Source organism: Pseudaeromonas sp. HNCC25DJ180 (assembly GCF_055413345.1).
Window position 1 is genome coordinate 1 of the sequence record NZ_JBVAYF010000015.1, and the last position, 15,066, is coordinate 15,066.

A 15,066-nucleotide genomic window follows, 5' to 3' on the forward strand; every position below is an offset into this window, starting at 1 on the left:
TTTCGCAGGCAGCAAAATTAGATATACGGTCAGACCGGATATAGCACGAGATACGTGCTGATATGGCTCAGTTGGTAGAGCGCACCCTTGGTAAGGGTGAGGTCCCCAGTTCGACTCTGGGTATCAGCACCAGATTTAAAAAGTTTTGTTTGATGGCGATAGCGCAATGGAACCACCTGTATCCATGCCGAACACAGAAGTGAAACGTTGTAGCGCCGATGGTAGTGTGGCATTCGCCATGCGAGAGTAGGACACTATCAAACACCCATTAAAAAACCCGCCTATGGCGGGTTTTTGCTTTTGCGCATTTTCCAGACATGAAAAACTCTAAGCAGCTCGCACAATTGTGCTCAGGCATGACGCCACACGCGATAGTGTGAACTCTAACAGGTTTTTTCGGTTTCTATTCATGTCTAATAACGGCTGAGGGGTTGGTAAAAATCCCCATTAATTCAAACCCATAAACAAGTGAACGAAGGAAAGTCTATGTTTAAGAATCTGTTGATGATGGTGTTTGCTGCCAGCGCCTTGGTTATGTCTGGCTGTGCTTCCGATGGTAAGACCGCTGCTGCGGGTGCTGGTGGTTCTGCTGCCGGTGGTGCTGATGTATTCGGTAAAGAAATCTACCTGCGCGGTGAAATCACCGAAGAAAATCCTTGGGCTCCTCTGCCTGAGTATAAGCTGGTTATGGTTGAGAAGGGTGTCTACAAGGCTACCGCTCACAAGCTGAAGGTAGACTGGGCTCCCTACAAGTTCAAGTTTGCTGACTCTGCTTGGACTCCGGGTACCAACTTCGGTTACCTGAGCGCTCCTGGCGTATTCGAAAAGGATCCAGTTGAACTGAACCCGAACTCCAAGTTCGAAGAAGTTAAGTTCACTCCGCCTGTTGATGGTGACTACGACTTCTACCTGGACGTTCGTGGTGCTAAGCCGGTTACCTACATCAAGCCTGCTGGCAAGTAAGCTTGAGTTAGTCAAAGGGCCCATCCATGTGATGGGCCTTTTTGTTGGCTACTCCCCTGCGATATTTAAAATTCCTTATGAATGAATCTTTTATCGTTCCTGCCTGAATAAGCGCTAGTTTTCTTTCCTGTTTTGTCATCTAATTTCCTATCTCAGACTATAGTGAACACATCATGTTGTGTGTTTATTGAGAAGTTCATCATGATGTTGTGTTCTTGGGCGATTTTTCTTCTTGACCCAGCGTTCACAATTTTGGGGGAGCTTCACCTGCTACAGTTGGCAGGTTTGTCATGGTTTACATCAACAACTAGCAAGAGAAGGCAATGACGATGGCTAAGACTGAAATGGCGCAGGATGCCCAGGGTATGACTCTGACTATCCCCTTGCAGGAGACATCGAAAGAGATTTGGGATAGCAAATATCGCTTGAAGAGCAAAGATGGTCAGCCTATCGATCAAGAGATAGATGACACTTATCGTCGAGTGGCCAAGGCGCTGGCAGCTCAGGAGCTGGATCCGCAAGCCTGGTTCGAACCCTTCTTGTGGGCGCTGCGCAACGGCGCCATCCCCGCTGGCCGTATCACCTCTAATGCCGGAGCCTTCGAACACAAGCCGGCGACCTCCACCATAAACTGCACCGTCTCTGGCACCATAGCCGATTCTATGGATGATATTCTCAATAAGGTGCATGAGGCGGGCCTCACCCTGAAGGCGGGATGTGGTATCGGCTATGACTTTTCAACTCTGCGGCCACGGGGTGCCTTTGTCTCTGGAGCGGGCGCCTATACCTCGGGCCCACTCTCCTTCATGGATATCTACGACAAGATGTGCTTCACCGTCTCCTCGGCTGGCGGGCGGCGTGGCGCCCAGATGGGCACCATGGATGTCCGTCATCCAGATGTGCTGGAGTTCGTACAGGCCAAGCGTGAAGGGGGGCGGTTGCGCCAATTCAACCTCTCCTTGCTTATTACCAGCGACTTTATCGAGGCGGTGAAGGAGGACAAGGAGTGGCAACTGATCTTCCCCTTCAATAAGAAGGAGGTCGAGCTCGACAAAACCGATCTGACAGCCAGTGATGTGGTGTGGACGGATTGGCCGAGCAAAGAGGGGGTGGTCGTCAATGAGCAGGGGTTGGTTGCCTGCCGTGTCTACAAGAGCTTGCCTGCACGCCGTCTGTGGAACGTCATCATGACCTCCACCTATGACTATGCCGAGCCAGGTTTCATCCTCATCGACAAGGTGAACCAGATGAACAACAACTGGTTCTGCGAGGAGATCCGTGCCACCAATCCCTGTGGTGAGCAACCGCTGCCGCCTTATGGTGCCTGTCTGCTGGGCTCCATCAATCTCACCAAATTTATTCGTGAGCCCTTCACCCCCCATGCCCACTTTGACTGGAGTGCCTTCCGCAAGGTGGTGAGCATCTTTACCCGTATGCTGGACAACGTGGTGGAGATCAACCAGTTACCCTTGGAGAAGCAGCGTCAGGAGATAGAGAGCAAGCGGCGGCATGGGATGGGCTTCCTGGGGCTGGGCTCCACACTCACCATGCTGGGCATCAAGTATGGCTCTCCCTCTTCCGTCGCCTTCACCGAGCAGGTCTCTCAGGAGCTGGCTATCACCGGCTGGAAGGAGTCTTTGGCGTTGGCCAAGGAGAAGGGGCCCGCGCCTATCATGAGCCAGGAGTTTGAGATCACCGCCGAGATGCTGCGCAAGCGGCCGGAGATGGCGCAAGATGGCATCAAGCTGGGTGACAAACTGCCAGGACGTATTCTGCATGCCAAGTACAGCCGCTATATGCAGCAGGTGGCTGAGGTTGAGCCCGACCTGGTGGCCGAATTGGCGGCGCAGGGCGGTCGTTTCACGCACCATAGCTCCATTGCGCCGACGGGCACCATATCGCTCTCCTTGGCGAATAATGCCAGTAACGGCATTGAGCCCAGCTTTGCGCATCACTATGTGCGTAACGTCATCAAGCCGGGCAAGAAGAGCAAGGAGAGTGTGGATGTCTACAGCTTCGAGCTGCTGGCCTACCGCGCTCTGATCAACCAGAAGGCCATGCCCTATGGTCAGGACGATGAAACTCGGTTGCCGGATTACTTCATCACGGCCGATGACATAGCGCCGACCCAGCATGTGGATATCCAGGCTGCGGCTCAGCGCTGGATTGACTCCTCTATCTCGAAAACCGCCAACGTGCCGACTGACTTCCCCTACGAAGAGTTCAAGCATATCTACATGTATGCTTATGAACAGGGGCTCAAGGGGTGCACCACGTTCCGCTTCAATCCTGAAGCCTTCCAGGGGGTGCTGGTCAAGGAGCAGGATCTGGAGAATACCCTCTATGAGTTTGCCCTGGAGGATGGCTCAGTGGTCCAGCTCAAAGGCAATGAAGAGGTGGAGTACGATGGTGAGATCCACTCAGCGGCCAACCTCTACGATGCCCTGAAAGAGGGCTACTATGGCAAGTTCTGAGGTCAAGCCCAATTCCAGCGCCGCGCCTGTGGCGGAGCGTCAGCACAAGAGTGTGGAACCCGATATGGTTAAGAAAATTCAAAGCAAGATAGTGGGCTTCAAGGTCAAGAGTAAGGAAGAGCAGGCTCAGCAAGAGGCGGCCCGCGTGGTGCAGATGCATGAAACCGTGCAGCGACCAGAGCGCTTGATGGGCACCACCTACAAGCTGAAGACACCGGAGCATATCTCCGAGCACTCACTCTTCATCACCATCAACGACATGGTGCTGAATGAGGGGACGGAGCATGAGATCCGCCGCCCGTTCGAAATCTTCATCAACTCCAAGAGCATGGAGCACTATCAGTGGATTGTGGGTCTGACCCGCATCATCTCGGCCGTGTTCCGCAAAGGGGGGGATATCACCTTCCTGGTGGAGGAGTTGCGTTCGGTGTTCGATCCGCGTGGTGGCTACTGGAACAAGGGGAAGTATGTACCTTCGCTGATCGCCGAGATTGGCAATGTCATAGAGCAGCATCTGGTGGAAATTGGCATGCTCAAGAGCGCCGGGCTGGATGAGCATCAGCAGGAGTTTCTGGCCAAGAAGCAGGCTGAGCTGGCGGCTGAGGTACCGGGTGAGGATGAGGTGGGGAGCTTTCCGCCGAATGCGACTCTCTGCTACAAGTGCCACACCAAGGCGGTGATCCAGAAAGATGGTTGCATGACCTGCCTCAATTGCGGTGACTCCAAGTGCGGTTGAGTCGAACTTGACCCTGAGTAGCCGATCATAAAAAACCGGAGCCTGTGCTCCGGTTTTTTATAGCTAACTGTGCGTTGGGTAAGATATTTTTCCTTCTCTTGGGGATAGCTGTTGCCAAGTTGTTGCAGTGGATCAGCTAGGGGCGTAGCTTAAAGTCATCGCCCTGTCATCCGGCTGTGCTCTAACTGACATGTCAGTGTCATCAACCGGATCACCTAGCCATCCAAGGAGGCTGCCTATGGACTGCGATGCGCGCAAGTTGTTTGTCCTCGATACCAATGTGCTACTGCACGAACCCCTCGCTATCTACTCCTTCCAAGAACATGACGTCATGGTGCCCATGACGGTGCTTGAAGAGCTCGACAACATCAAGGATCGGCAAAAAGATGTGAGCCGCGAGGCCCGCGTTGCCATTCGCACCATGGAGGATGTGTTCCGGGATGCAACTCCAGAGCAGATAGCCGAAGGCATCTTCCTGGGCAACCGGGTCGGGGAAAACTGCAGTGGCCGGTTGGCCATCTTTGCCGATCATCATCTGCCGGAAGGGGAGGAGGTGTTCACCAACAAGGAGAACGACAACCGCATCATCAATGCCGCCCTCTACCTGCAGAAGAAGCACCCGGAACGTACCGTGGTGCTGGTGACCAAAGATATCAACATGCGGCTCAAGGCCAAGGGCGCCGGGCTTAAGCATGTGGAAGATTACCGTACCGATCAGCTGATCGATGATATCCGCCTGCTGGCCAAGGGGTTCCAGCAGCTCAAGGGGCAGTTCTGGGATCAGGTGGGGGAGTGCGAGAGCCTGAGCAGTGGCCGGGATGTCTTCCACTGGGTGGATGAGAAGCTGCTGCCGGATACCCATATCAACCAGTATCTGCTGGATAGTTCCGACAGCTTTGCCGCTCGGGTTCATGCTCAGGAGGGCGGACGGTTGCAGATCAAGGATCTGGGTCGCGAGCGGCTGATGGGGCGGCATGCCTGGGGGGTGCATCCGAAGAATATCTATCAGGCCATGGCGCTGGATGCCCTGCTGGATCCGACCCTGGACCTGGTGATCCTGACCGGGCCGGCCGGTTGCGGTAAGACCCTGCTCGCCATGGCGGCGGCGCTGGAGCTGGTGGTGGAGCGGGGCATCTATGAGCGCATCATAGTCACCCGCAATACCCCGGAGATAGCCGAGAGTATCGGCTTCCTGCCTGGGACCGAAGAGGAGAAGATGCTGCCTTGGTTGGCGGCAGTCACTGATACCCTGGAGGTGCTGCATAAGCATGATGTGAGCAAGGATACCTCGCTGGCCTACATAATGGAGAAGGCCAACATTCAGTTCAAATCGGTCAACTTCATGCGTGGGCGCAGTCTGCAAAACACCTTCGTGTTGCTGGATGAGTGCCAGAACCTCACCGCTTCCCAGCTCAAGACCATCATAACCCGCTGTGGTGAGGGGACCAAGCTCATCTGCTCCGGTAACTTGGCGCAGATTGACTCCACCTACCTGACCCCCGTCACCTCGGGGCTGACCTACATAGTCGAACGCTTCAAGGATTTCGAAGGCAGTGCCAACGTCTACCTCAATGGCGTGATCCGCAGCCGTCTGGCCTCGTTTGCCGAAGAAAACCTCTAGCCACTCCGGTTTTACTGCTCTGTCGTCATGGCCCGCCCCAAGTAGCGGGCCATGTCGTCATTGGCGTGGTTGTCCAGCTCACTGACTGCTCCCAGATAGCGGATAGTGCCCTCTTGCAGCAGCGCGAGGCGATCGGCTACCTGGCGAGCCTCCTCCGGATGGTGGGAGATGAGCAGTACCCCTTTCCCCTCCTCATGAGCCAGCCTCTGCACCTCCTGCAGCATCTCCTGTCGCAGGGCCGGATCCAGGGCCGAGAAGGGTTCATCCAGCAGTAAAAAGGGGCGGGCCCGCACCAGACAGCGGGCCAGGGCGACTCTCTGTTGCTGGCCGCCGGAAAGCTCGGGCGGGCGGCGCTCCAGCAGGCCGGCCAGCCCCAGGCGGCTGGCCGCTTGCACCACATCCTGCTGTTGGCTTGGGCTCAACTTGAGATTGGGGTTCACTCCCAGGCCGATATTCTGGGCCACGCTGAGATGCTCAAACAGGTTGTGGCTCTGAAACAGGGTGGTGAAGGGGCGCTCCGCCGGGGGCAGGGCCAAGAGATCGGCTCCCGCCAGCGTGAGGCAGCCTGAGTCGGGTAGCGCAAAGCCAGCCAGCAGATCCAGCAGGGTGCTCTTGCCTGCGCCGCTGGGGCCTATCACCACCAGCAGCTCACCAGGTTGCAGGCTCAGGGTAAAGGCAAAGCGATCTGGCCCCCGGCAGAGGGTGAGGTCATCACACTTTAGCTCATTGGTTCCGGGCATCTTGGCCTCCTACGCCGCGCTCGACCAGCCAGAGCAGGCCGAGACATAGAGTTAGTAACAGCAGGGCGGTGGCGCCGGCCTGCTCCAGTTGATAGCTGCCCAGCTGTTGATACAAGAGCCAGGGCAGGGTCTGCAAGTGGCTGCTGCCAAACATGGCCACGGCCCCCAGATCCCCTAGCGAGAAGACGGCGGCCAGGGCGAGTGCGCGTCCCAGACCGGCGCGCAGCAGGGGCCACTCCAGATAGCGCCAGCGGGCCCACCCCGTGAGCCCCAGACTCAGGGCCAGCCGCTCATAGCGCACTATGGCCTCCTGCATCACGGGTTGCAGGGTGCGTAGGGTATAGGGCAGGCAGGAGAGGGCATTTAACAAGATCACCAGCCAAAAGCCCAGGCTGAAGAGATCCGTGATGGGCAACAGCAGGATGAAGAGGCCGGTACTCAGTACGGCGGTAGGCACCAGCAGTATGAGTGAACCGCTGGACTCCAGCAGGGTGGCCCAATGAGGGGCTCGCCTGCGCAGGCGCAGGTGGCGGCTGGTCATCAGCAGCCCCAATGAGAGCAGGGTGGCCAGCAGGGCGGCAGAGCCGCCAATTTGCAGCGAAGTCCAGAGCGCCTGCCACAATCGGGGGGAGGTGAGGGCCAGCCAGAGGCTAGGTTGCATGCCGGCTGTGATGATGGCCAGCAGTGGCGGCAGAAACAGCAGAGCGGCCAGGCTGAGCCAGATGCCATCCTGCAAGCGGGCAGACCAGTTGTGGCCGTCGGGTCGCAGGCAGGGTTGGCCTTGACTCTGCTGGCTGGGGGTGGGGCGCGCCAGCTTGTGATGCAGTGCCAGGGCCAGACCACAGAGCAGCAGATGGGCGCAGGCCAACTGTGCCGCTGTCCCCAAGGCGAAGTCAAAACGCAGGGCCTGGTAGACGGCGACCTCCAGCGTGGTGGCACCCGGTCCGCCGCCCAAGGCCATGACAGTGGTGAAGCTGGAGAAGCAGAGCACGAAGATGAGGCTGGCCAGCGGGGCCAGTTGCCCACGCAGGGCGGGCCACTCCAGGTAGCGCCAGAGGGCGCCTTGGCCCATGCCTAGTTGGCTGGCCAGGCGCCAGTTTTCACGCGGGATCCCCTCCAGGGCAAATAGCAGCCAGCGGGCGGCCAGTGGCATGTTGAAGAAGAGGTGAGCCAGCAGTATGCCGCCCAGGCCATAGAGATAACGGCCGCTCTCGATCCCCACACTGGCCAGCAGGCGGGCCAGCCAGCCGTGCTGACCATGCACAGCCACCAGGCCGAAGAGGGCTATGATCACGGGCAGTACCAGCGATATGCCAAACAACCGCAGCAGCAGGGCGCGACCAGGGAAGCGGCGGCGATGCAGGGCCCGGGCCACAGGCAGGGCCAGCCCCAGACTCAACAGGGTAGAGAGCGTGGCCTGCAGCAGACTGAAGCCAATCACATGGCGCAGGTAGGGGTCTTGCCAGATAACCTCTGGTTCGCTGCCCCCCTTGATCAGTAGCGCCAACAGGGGGGCCAGGCCGCACAACATGAGCAGCCCCAACACCAGGGCGCCACTGAACCACCAGAATCTAGCTTCGTGGCGTGGATAGCCTGAGGGCTGAACCTGATGCGAACGTGGGGTCGGCAAGGGGGTATCCTGTCGGCTGAAGAAGAGAGATAAGGGGGCAATGCGCAGGTCACTGCCCTGAGGTGCTGCGAGGTCTTAGTGGCTAGCGGCTTGCAGCCACTCCTGGATCCACCCCTTACGCCCAGCGGCTATCTCCTGTTCACTAAAGTGCAGGCTCTTGGCTGGCAGTTCATTCTGGTTGAAGCCGTCAGGCAAGGCCACCTTGGTCACCGGGTACATCCAGTTGCCGGTCGGGATCAGGCTCTGGACGCTGTCGCTGAGCATGAACTGCATAAAACGCTGGGCCAGTTGTGGATGTGAGCTGCTGCGTAGGCTGGCGGCCACCTCCACCTGGCGATAGTGTCCCTCGTCGAACAGGGCAGCATGGTATTGCTGCTTCTGCTCGGCCAGACGGTGGTAGGCCGGGGAACTGGTATAGGAGAGCACCAGATCCGCTTCGCCCTTGAGGAACATGCCATAGGCTTCGCTCCACCCCTTGGTGACGGTCACTGTCTGCTTACTCAACTGTTGCCACAAGGCGGCGGCGTTATCCCCCTGGGTCTGCTTGACCCATAACAGCAAGCCCTGGCCCGGGGTGCTGGTGCGTGGATCTTCATAGATGATCTTCAGCTCCGGGCGTGAGGCCATTTCATTGAGGCTCTTGGGCGGGTTTTTCAGCTTGCTGCCATCATAGACGAAGGCGAAGTAGCCATAGTCAAAGGGCAGGAAGGTCTTGTCTTGCCAGCCTCCCGGTAGGGCCAGCGGCGCGAGAGCGACACCATGTTCGGCAAAGAGCTGGCTCTTGCGGGCCTCGGCCAGCATGGCTTCATCCATCCCTATCACCAGGTCGGCTTTTGTGTGCTTCCCCTCTAATTTCAGCCGGTTAAGAATGGCAACACCATCCTCGAGTGGCACAAACTCGATCTGGCAGCCACACTCTTTTTCAAAGGCCTGTTTGATCTTGGGGCCTGGACCCCAGTCCGAGGCGAAGGAGTCGTAGGTGTAAATGGTCAACTGCTCTTTGGCCTGGACGCTGGTGGTCGGCAGCAACAGGAGTAACAGGGGGGCGATGGAGAGTAGCTGACGCATAAGAGGACTCCTGATGGCTAGGATTAGGGGGCTTGCCACTGACAAGCGAGTGGCGACACACATCATGAGCGTATGGAGGCCAGCCCTGACGGCAAACGGCCATTCTATTGACCTTTATCAATGAATACCAGCCAGCTACGGGCTTGCTGTGCAGAGGGGGGGCTCCTACCTCTGTTGTGTATCTAAGGAGGCACTGTGTTAGAGCAAAAGGGTAAGGAAAGACGCGCTTTTATGCGCCTGGTGATCGATGCTCCTGTCACGCTGTTGTTGGCGGGCAAGCCATTGGTTGGTGTCTGTCGCGATCTGAGTGCCAATGGTATGGCTATAGAGCTGAGTGAGCCCGTGGATCAAGGGGTCTTGCTGCTGGTGAGCCTCGCTACTGCCAGCAATGCCCTGCCGCCGTTTCAGGCCCAGGCCAGGGTGCTGCGTAGCGAGCCAGATGGCGCGGCCTATCGGCTGGGGGTGGAGTTTGTATCGCTAGCCAGCGATTCGGCCACATAGCTGCCCGCGTGAATGTAGAGCTGGCTCTCCGGCCCCAGTTGGCCGGGGGGCAGTTCGGCTGGGCCTGTGGGCTCCACCAGCAGCAGGCTCTCGCCGCCAATGCTCAGGCTCTCTTCCCCGGCTTGGGCGGGGATGGCAACGCCCAGCAGGGCATGGTTGGGGATAAAGATCAGCGCCTGGTTGATCTCGGGTCTGAGGTATTGCAGCAGGGTCGCCAGCAGCGCCACCTTGCTGTCGCAGTCACCCCGATTCTCGCTCAATACCTGTCTGGGTAGCAGGTAGCCTGTGCCGCGGTTGCCATCATCACTCTGTAACTTGTCATAGGGAATGGATTGCACAAAGGCCAGCAGGTAGGTGAGCAACTGGCGCGGCTCAATCCCATCCCCTCCTGCAGCCTGCAGCAGCGCCTCGGCGGCATCGCCCAGCTCGGCACCACTCTCGGCTATGATGCGGGTATGATCCGGCTTGATGCCGGAGACGCCCAGCGGATCCTGGGCTTGTTGCAGGTAGTTCTCCTGCAGCAGGGTCTGGAACTCTGTTTTCTCCTCCTCTTGCAGCCACTGCGCCAGCTCGGCCAGTTGGCTGGGCTCCACATGACGATAATCCAGGCGCCATTCGGGCTGCTGGTGCAGTTCGAAGATCACCTTGGGCCAGGTTTGGCGTGCGGCGGCCAGGATGCGCGTGTAGAGGGTGCGCTTCACCGCCTCGGGGCGCCAGGCGCTAAAAAACCGGATATTGCTCTCGGCGGAGAGGGTCAGGGTCAGGCTCTGCGGGGCGCCATCGGCAACCTGCTTGGGCGGGAGCCAGCGATAGCTCAGGCTGTTAGCTTCCCGATGAAAGCTCAGTTGCTTGGCCAGAAGCGGCGGGCTCAGACTCAGGCAGAGCAGGCCAACCAGGGTGAGCCGATGGCAGAGCGAGCGCCTGGTTGCCTTCATCTTGACTCCTCAATAGATACACGCTGCCCGCGCCTAAGTTGGCGCGGGCCGTCGCGATAACCCTTTAGGCAAACTGCCACTCACCCTCCGGCTGCCAGCGCAGCAGGCGGTTATGGAATGGCTGCAGTGTGCTGCGATGGCCGACACTGACCATAATAGTGTGGGGCAGGCGCTCTTTAAGTAGAGTATAGAGCCTGGCTTCACTGCTCTCATCCAATGCCGAGCTGGCCTCATCCATAAAGAGCAGGCTGGGTTTGACCAAGAGGGCGCGGGCAAAGGCGATGCGCTGCTGCTCGCCCACACTCAGTATATGGGACCAGAGCTCGTTATCATCCAGGCGCGGCGCCAGTGGCTCCAGGCCGACCTCCTTCAGCAGGGGCAGCAGCTCAGCATCATGTTGCGGGGTCAGCGGATAGCACAAGGCCTCACGCAGTGTGCCCAGGGGCAGGTAGGGTTTCTGGCTCAAGAAGAGCACCTCCCCGGCCAGCGGATAGGCCACGCCGCCGGTGGCGAATGGCCAGAGCCCGGCCAGGGTGCGTAACAGGGTGGACTTACCACAGCCAGAGGGCCCCTGGATCAGCAGGGATTCACCCGGTTGCAATTGCCAGTTGGCGGCCTGCATCAGGGCGCCATTGAGTGGATGGTTGACCTCCAGCTCCCGCAGTTGCAGGGCGTCGCCGCTACGCTCAGGTTCGATATGGGGTAGGCCTTCGGTGTGATCCAACCCTTGTTGGAAGGTAGAGAGACGATCCACCACTGCCTTCCACTCGGCCAAGCCGATAAAGTTGTTGATCAGGGTGGAGAGGGAGTCCTGTACGCGACCAAAGGCAGACGAAATCTGGATCAAACCACCGAGCTGGATCACCTTGGCAAAATAGCTGGGGGCCCCGACGATAAAGGGGAAGATGACGGCGGCCTGGTTGTAGCCAAAGGTGAAGAAGCCCAGTTTCTTTTGCCGTCTCATCAGTTGGAAGTAGTTGCCAACCACATGCGTGAAGCGGCCCCCCAGCAGCTTGCCCTCCTCCTCTTCACCCTTATACAGGGCAATAGATTCGGCATTTTCCCGCAGACGGATCAGCGAGAAACGAAAATCGGCCTCAAACCGCTGCTGGTTGAAGTTAAGTTGTACCAGCGGGCGACCAATGACAAAGGTGAAGAGCGTACCAATGATGGCGTAACCCAGGGTCATCCAGACCATATAGCCTTGGGGCAGGTGGATGGCGTGGCCCAGCAACTCAAAATCCAGTGGTGTGGAGAGAGTCCATAGCACAGTCACGAAGGTGACCAGCATGGCCAGGTCGGTCAGTATGCCCAATGATAAGCTGAGGGTATTGGTGACGAACTGGCTGATATCCTCGGCGATCCGCTGATCCGGGTTATCTGTTTTGGTATCAGTGAGTTGCAGTCGGTAGTAGTTGCCCTTATCTAGCCAGGTTTCCATTATGTGGTTAGTCAACCAGCGTCGCCAATTGATGCTGAGCATTTGGCGAAAGTAGGAGAGGTACACAGAGACCACCACATGCAGCGAAGCTAGACCACAGAAGATCAGCAGAGATTTTTTGAACCCGGGCAGATCGTAGTTTTGCATGGAGTTATAGAAGTCGTTGTACCAACTGTTGAAGCTCTTGGCGAGATAGACGCTCCCCCCGGTCAGGATCAGGATCAACAGCAGTAGCACCCACCCTTTGCGCCCCTCTTTCGATACCCAGTAGGGCTTGAGCAGCCGCCAGAAATTGGGCCACAGGTGTTTGACCGGTGGATTTGCACTCATAACCAACACTCCCTGATTAACTCACTGATTTCGGCTCGCCAACCTTGCATGGTTGATTCTTCAGGCCGCGCTGCCCCGATTGTTACCGACCCTCGGGCGACAAAGCAATGAATGGTCGCCAAACCATTCGCAATTCAGCAGCTTAATGTGCGCTCAAGCGCTTGAGCGGGGCAATGGGGGCATATTAAAGCGAGCCGTGCCAGACGTAGCCGCTTGCCACTGTTCCCGCTCCAAGCGGATACAGGCAGGTGTGCTCTATGTGGCCGCATGATGTGGCCGCATGGGCGATAGGTGGGTCGTTGATAGCACCAGGTAGCGGTTTGGTAACAAGAGGCGGGGCTGGGTAGGGGGTCTACCGATGAAGCAGGGCTGCGAGCAGCCCAGTCATTAGCTAAAACGATAGTCGATCCAGTGATGGTAACTCTGCCCCGGTGCCAGCCAACAGCTAGGCTGCGGCCAGGCATGGTGGAGGCTGTCGGGCAGGAACTGAGGCTCCAGCGCCACACCGGCATAATCCGGGTAGTGGCCCCCCGAGCGATCCGGGGTCCCCGCCAGATAGTTACCCGTGTAGAGCTGTAACCCGGGCAGGCTGGTGGCCAGTTGCAGGCGCAGACGACCATCGCTGGCGACAAGCTCTGCCGCCAGTTCATCGGCGTTGGCATCCAGCCGATAGCTGTGGTCATAGCCCTTGGCCTGTTGCTGCTGGGCATCCAGCAAAAAGTCCTGGGCCAGCGGCTTGCTCTTGCGAAAGTCAAAGCCAGTGCCGGCCACCGGGTGCAGTTGTCCCAAGGGGATGCCTGACTGATCGGTGGGCACCATCTGGGCGGAATTGAGCCGCAAGCTGTGCTGGCGTACATCCCGGATTGCGCCATCAGCTGGCTCGCCATCCAGGTTGAAGTAGGCGTGATTGGTCAGATTGACGGGCGTGAGGGCATCACTCTTGGCCTGCATCTCGATGCGTACCCGGTTCTCCTCATCCAGACGGTAGCTGACCCAGAGCGTCAGCTCACCGGGGAAGCCTTGATCGCCATCTGGCGAGTGCAGGGTGAAGCACACATGACTCGAGCTCTGCTCGGCTATCTGCCAGCGGCGTTTGTCGAAGCCCTCGATCCCACCGTGCAGGGTGTTGCCTGCCTGGTTGGTGCTCAGTTGGCGATCCCCGCCCGGGTAGGGCAGGTGTCCTTTGGCTATGCGGTTGGCATAGCGCCCCACTGTGGCCCCCAGATAGGCCTGCTGCTGGCAGTATTGTGCAGCACTGGCACAGCCCAGCAGCACCTCCCGCTGCTCCCCTGTGGTGAGGGGGACGAGACAGGAGAGCCAAGTCGCCCCCCAGTCCATCAGAGTCAGTTGCATGCCGTTGCGATTTTGCAGGCGGATGAGCCTAGGCTCATCCGCATAGCAATCGATCTCAGGAGTGCCATCCACCGTTAGCGTCTCTGTGTTCATCTTGACCTCAGAGCAGGGTGCCGGCACCGGCCGAAGGTTGGCAGATGTAGAGGGTCGGCTGCAGTCCAGTCTCGGCTGGATAGCGCGCGGTTATCACCTCACACACCTGGGCTGTCATGGCGCTTGGCACCAGGGCCACTATGCAGCCACCGAAGCCACCGCCCGTCATGCGCACCCCACCGTGTGGGCCCAACTGCTCCTTGATGAGGTTTACCAGGGTATCGATGGGCGGCACTGTGATGGCGAAGTCATCGCGCATGGAGGCATGGGATTCTGCCATCAGCTCGGCCATGCGGGTCAGATCGCCACGGGCCAGCACGTCAGCCGCCTCCAGGGTGCGGGCGTTTTCGGTGATCACATGGCGGGCGCGCTGAGCAACCACCGGATCCAGCTCCTGAGATCTAGCTTCGAACTGCTCCAGGTTCAGATCCCGCAGGGCTTTGACGCCGAAGTGGTTGGCGGCCGCTTCACACTGCTGACGGCGGGTGTTGTACTCGCTATCTACCAGGCCGCGACGGACGTTGGAGTTGACGATGAGCACATCCACACCGGCGGGCATGGCCACGGCGCGAGTCTCCAGGGTGCGGCAGTCGATGAGCAGGGCATGGCCGGGTTGACCCAGTGCCGAGATGAATTGATCCATGATGCCGCAGTTACAGCCAACGAAGTGGTTCTCGGCCTGCTGGCCATTGAGGGCGATGTCGGCTTGGCTGATCTCAAGATGGTAGAGGGCCTTGAAAGTCTGACCCACGGCTACCTCCAAGGAGGCGGAGGAGCTCAGGCCCGCGCCCTGTGGCACGTTGCCGCTGATCACCAGATCGGCGCCGCCCAGGTGATAACCACGCTCCAGCAGACACTTGACCACACCGCGCACATAGTTGGCCCACATGTATTCGGGGTGGGGTTCGATGGGCACACTCAGGTCGAAGCGATCCTGCTGCTCCTGGTAGTCGGCCGCGACCACGCGGACCACACTGCCTTGGCGTGGGGAGGCGCTGATCACCGTCTGGTAGTCGATGGCACAAGGCAGCACGAAGCCATCATTGTAGTCTGTGTGTTCGCCAATCAGGTTGACCCGACCCGGCGCCTGGATATCCAGGCTGGGCTGATAGCCAAACAGGCGGTTAAAGAGACTCTGGGTAGTCTGTAACAGGGCATTAGTGCTCATAGGGGCCTCAACA

12 protein-coding genes, 1 tRNA gene and 1 rRNA gene are annotated in these 15,066 nt (G+C 58.5%); 7 read left to right on the forward strand and 7 right to left on the reverse strand.

Features of this window, described 5'->3' with window-relative positions; translation table 11 throughout:
* Positions 1-56 precede the first annotated feature (56 nt).
* The 6 genes from ACZYTD_RS13960 (at position 57) to ACZYTD_RS13985 (ending at position 5,794) form a co-directional block, all read left to right on the forward strand.
* Positions 57-132, forward strand: a tRNA-Thr gene (locus ACZYTD_RS13960).
* Between the two features lie 16 nt (positions 133-148).
* Positions 149-263 (forward strand): 5S ribosomal RNA (gene rrf, locus ACZYTD_RS13965).
* A 223-nt stretch (positions 264-486) separates the two neighbouring features.
* A complete protein-coding gene (locus tag ACZYTD_RS13970) occupies positions 487-963 on the forward strand; it encodes an early set domain-containing protein (RefSeq protein ID WP_463892891.1) in 477 nt (158 codons plus the stop codon).
* A 329-nt stretch (positions 964-1,292) separates the two neighbouring features.
* A complete protein-coding gene (locus ACZYTD_RS13975; protein WP_463892893.1) occupies positions 1,293-3,437 on the forward strand; it encodes an adenosylcobalamin-dependent ribonucleoside-diphosphate reductase in 2,145 nt (714 codons plus the stop codon).
* A 64-nt stretch (positions 3,438-3,501) separates the two neighbouring features.
* Entirely contained in the window at positions 3,502-4,173 is a 672-nt protein-coding gene (locus ACZYTD_RS13980; protein ID WP_463893087.1) for a TSCPD domain-containing protein, read from the forward strand.
* A 238-nt stretch (positions 4,174-4,411) separates the two neighbouring features.
* Entirely contained in the window at positions 4,412-5,794 is a 1,383-nt protein-coding gene (locus ACZYTD_RS13985; RefSeq protein WP_463892894.1) for a PhoH family protein, read from the forward strand.
* A gap of 11 nt (positions 5,795-5,805) precedes the next feature.
* Here the strand turns inward: ACZYTD_RS13985 and thiQ are convergent, their stop codons facing one another.
* The 3 genes from thiQ to thiB all read right to left on the reverse strand — a co-directional run bounded on the left by thiQ (position 5,806) and on the right by thiB (position 9,232).
* On the reverse strand, positions 5,806-6,534 hold the full coding sequence (gene thiQ, locus ACZYTD_RS13990; RefSeq protein ID WP_463892895.1) for a thiamine ABC transporter ATP-binding protein: 729 nt from the start codon (positions 6,532-6,534) through the stop codon (positions 5,806-5,808).
* Complete coding sequence (gene thiP, locus ACZYTD_RS13995) at positions 6,518-8,164, reverse strand: thiamine/thiamine pyrophosphate ABC transporter permease (RefSeq protein WP_463892897.1); 1,647 nt, start codon at positions 8,162-8,164, stop codon at positions 6,518-6,520. The genes thiQ and thiP overlap by 17 nt, the downstream gene beginning before the upstream one ends.
* 75 nt (positions 8,165-8,239) lie before the next feature.
* Complete coding sequence (gene thiB, locus ACZYTD_RS14000) at positions 8,240-9,232, reverse strand: thiamine ABC transporter substrate binding subunit (RefSeq protein ID WP_463892899.1); 993 nt, start codon at positions 9,230-9,232, stop codon at positions 8,240-8,242.
* 231 nt (positions 9,233-9,463) lie between these two features.
* Here thiB and ACZYTD_RS14005 point away from each other — a divergent pair, with 231 nt between their 5' ends.
* Entirely contained in the window at positions 9,464-9,733 is a 270-nt protein-coding gene (locus tag ACZYTD_RS14005; RefSeq protein ID WP_463893089.1) for a PilZ domain-containing protein, read from the forward strand.
* On the opposite strand, the gene ACZYTD_RS14010 is transcribed toward ACZYTD_RS14005, so the two are convergent.
* The 4 genes from ACZYTD_RS14010 to galK all read right to left on the reverse strand — a co-directional run bounded on the left by ACZYTD_RS14010 (position 9,682) and on the right by galK (position 15,053).
* Positions 9,682-10,668, reverse strand: a complete 987-nt coding sequence (locus tag ACZYTD_RS14010; protein ID WP_463892901.1) for a transglutaminase domain-containing protein — start codon at positions 10,666-10,668, stop codon at positions 9,682-9,684. The genes ACZYTD_RS14005 and ACZYTD_RS14010 overlap by 52 nt on opposite strands.
* A 64-nt stretch (positions 10,669-10,732) precedes the next feature.
* The gene (locus ACZYTD_RS14015) at positions 10,733-12,439 is read right to left on the reverse strand and encodes an ABC transporter ATP-binding protein/permease (RefSeq protein WP_463892903.1); all 1,707 of its coding nucleotides are present in this window, start codon (positions 12,437-12,439) and stop codon (positions 10,733-10,735) included.
* A gap of 387 nt (positions 12,440-12,826) precedes the next feature.
* Positions 12,827-13,885, reverse strand: coding sequence for a galactose-1-epimerase (gene galM, locus ACZYTD_RS14020; RefSeq protein WP_463892905.1), 1,059 nt, complete (start codon positions 13,883-13,885; stop codon positions 12,827-12,829).
* 7 nt (positions 13,886-13,892) lie between these two features.
* Complete coding sequence (gene galK, locus ACZYTD_RS14025) at positions 13,893-15,053, reverse strand: galactokinase (protein ID WP_463892907.1); 1,161 nt, start codon at positions 15,051-15,053, stop codon at positions 13,893-13,895.
* Positions 15,054-15,066 lie beyond the last annotated feature (13 nt).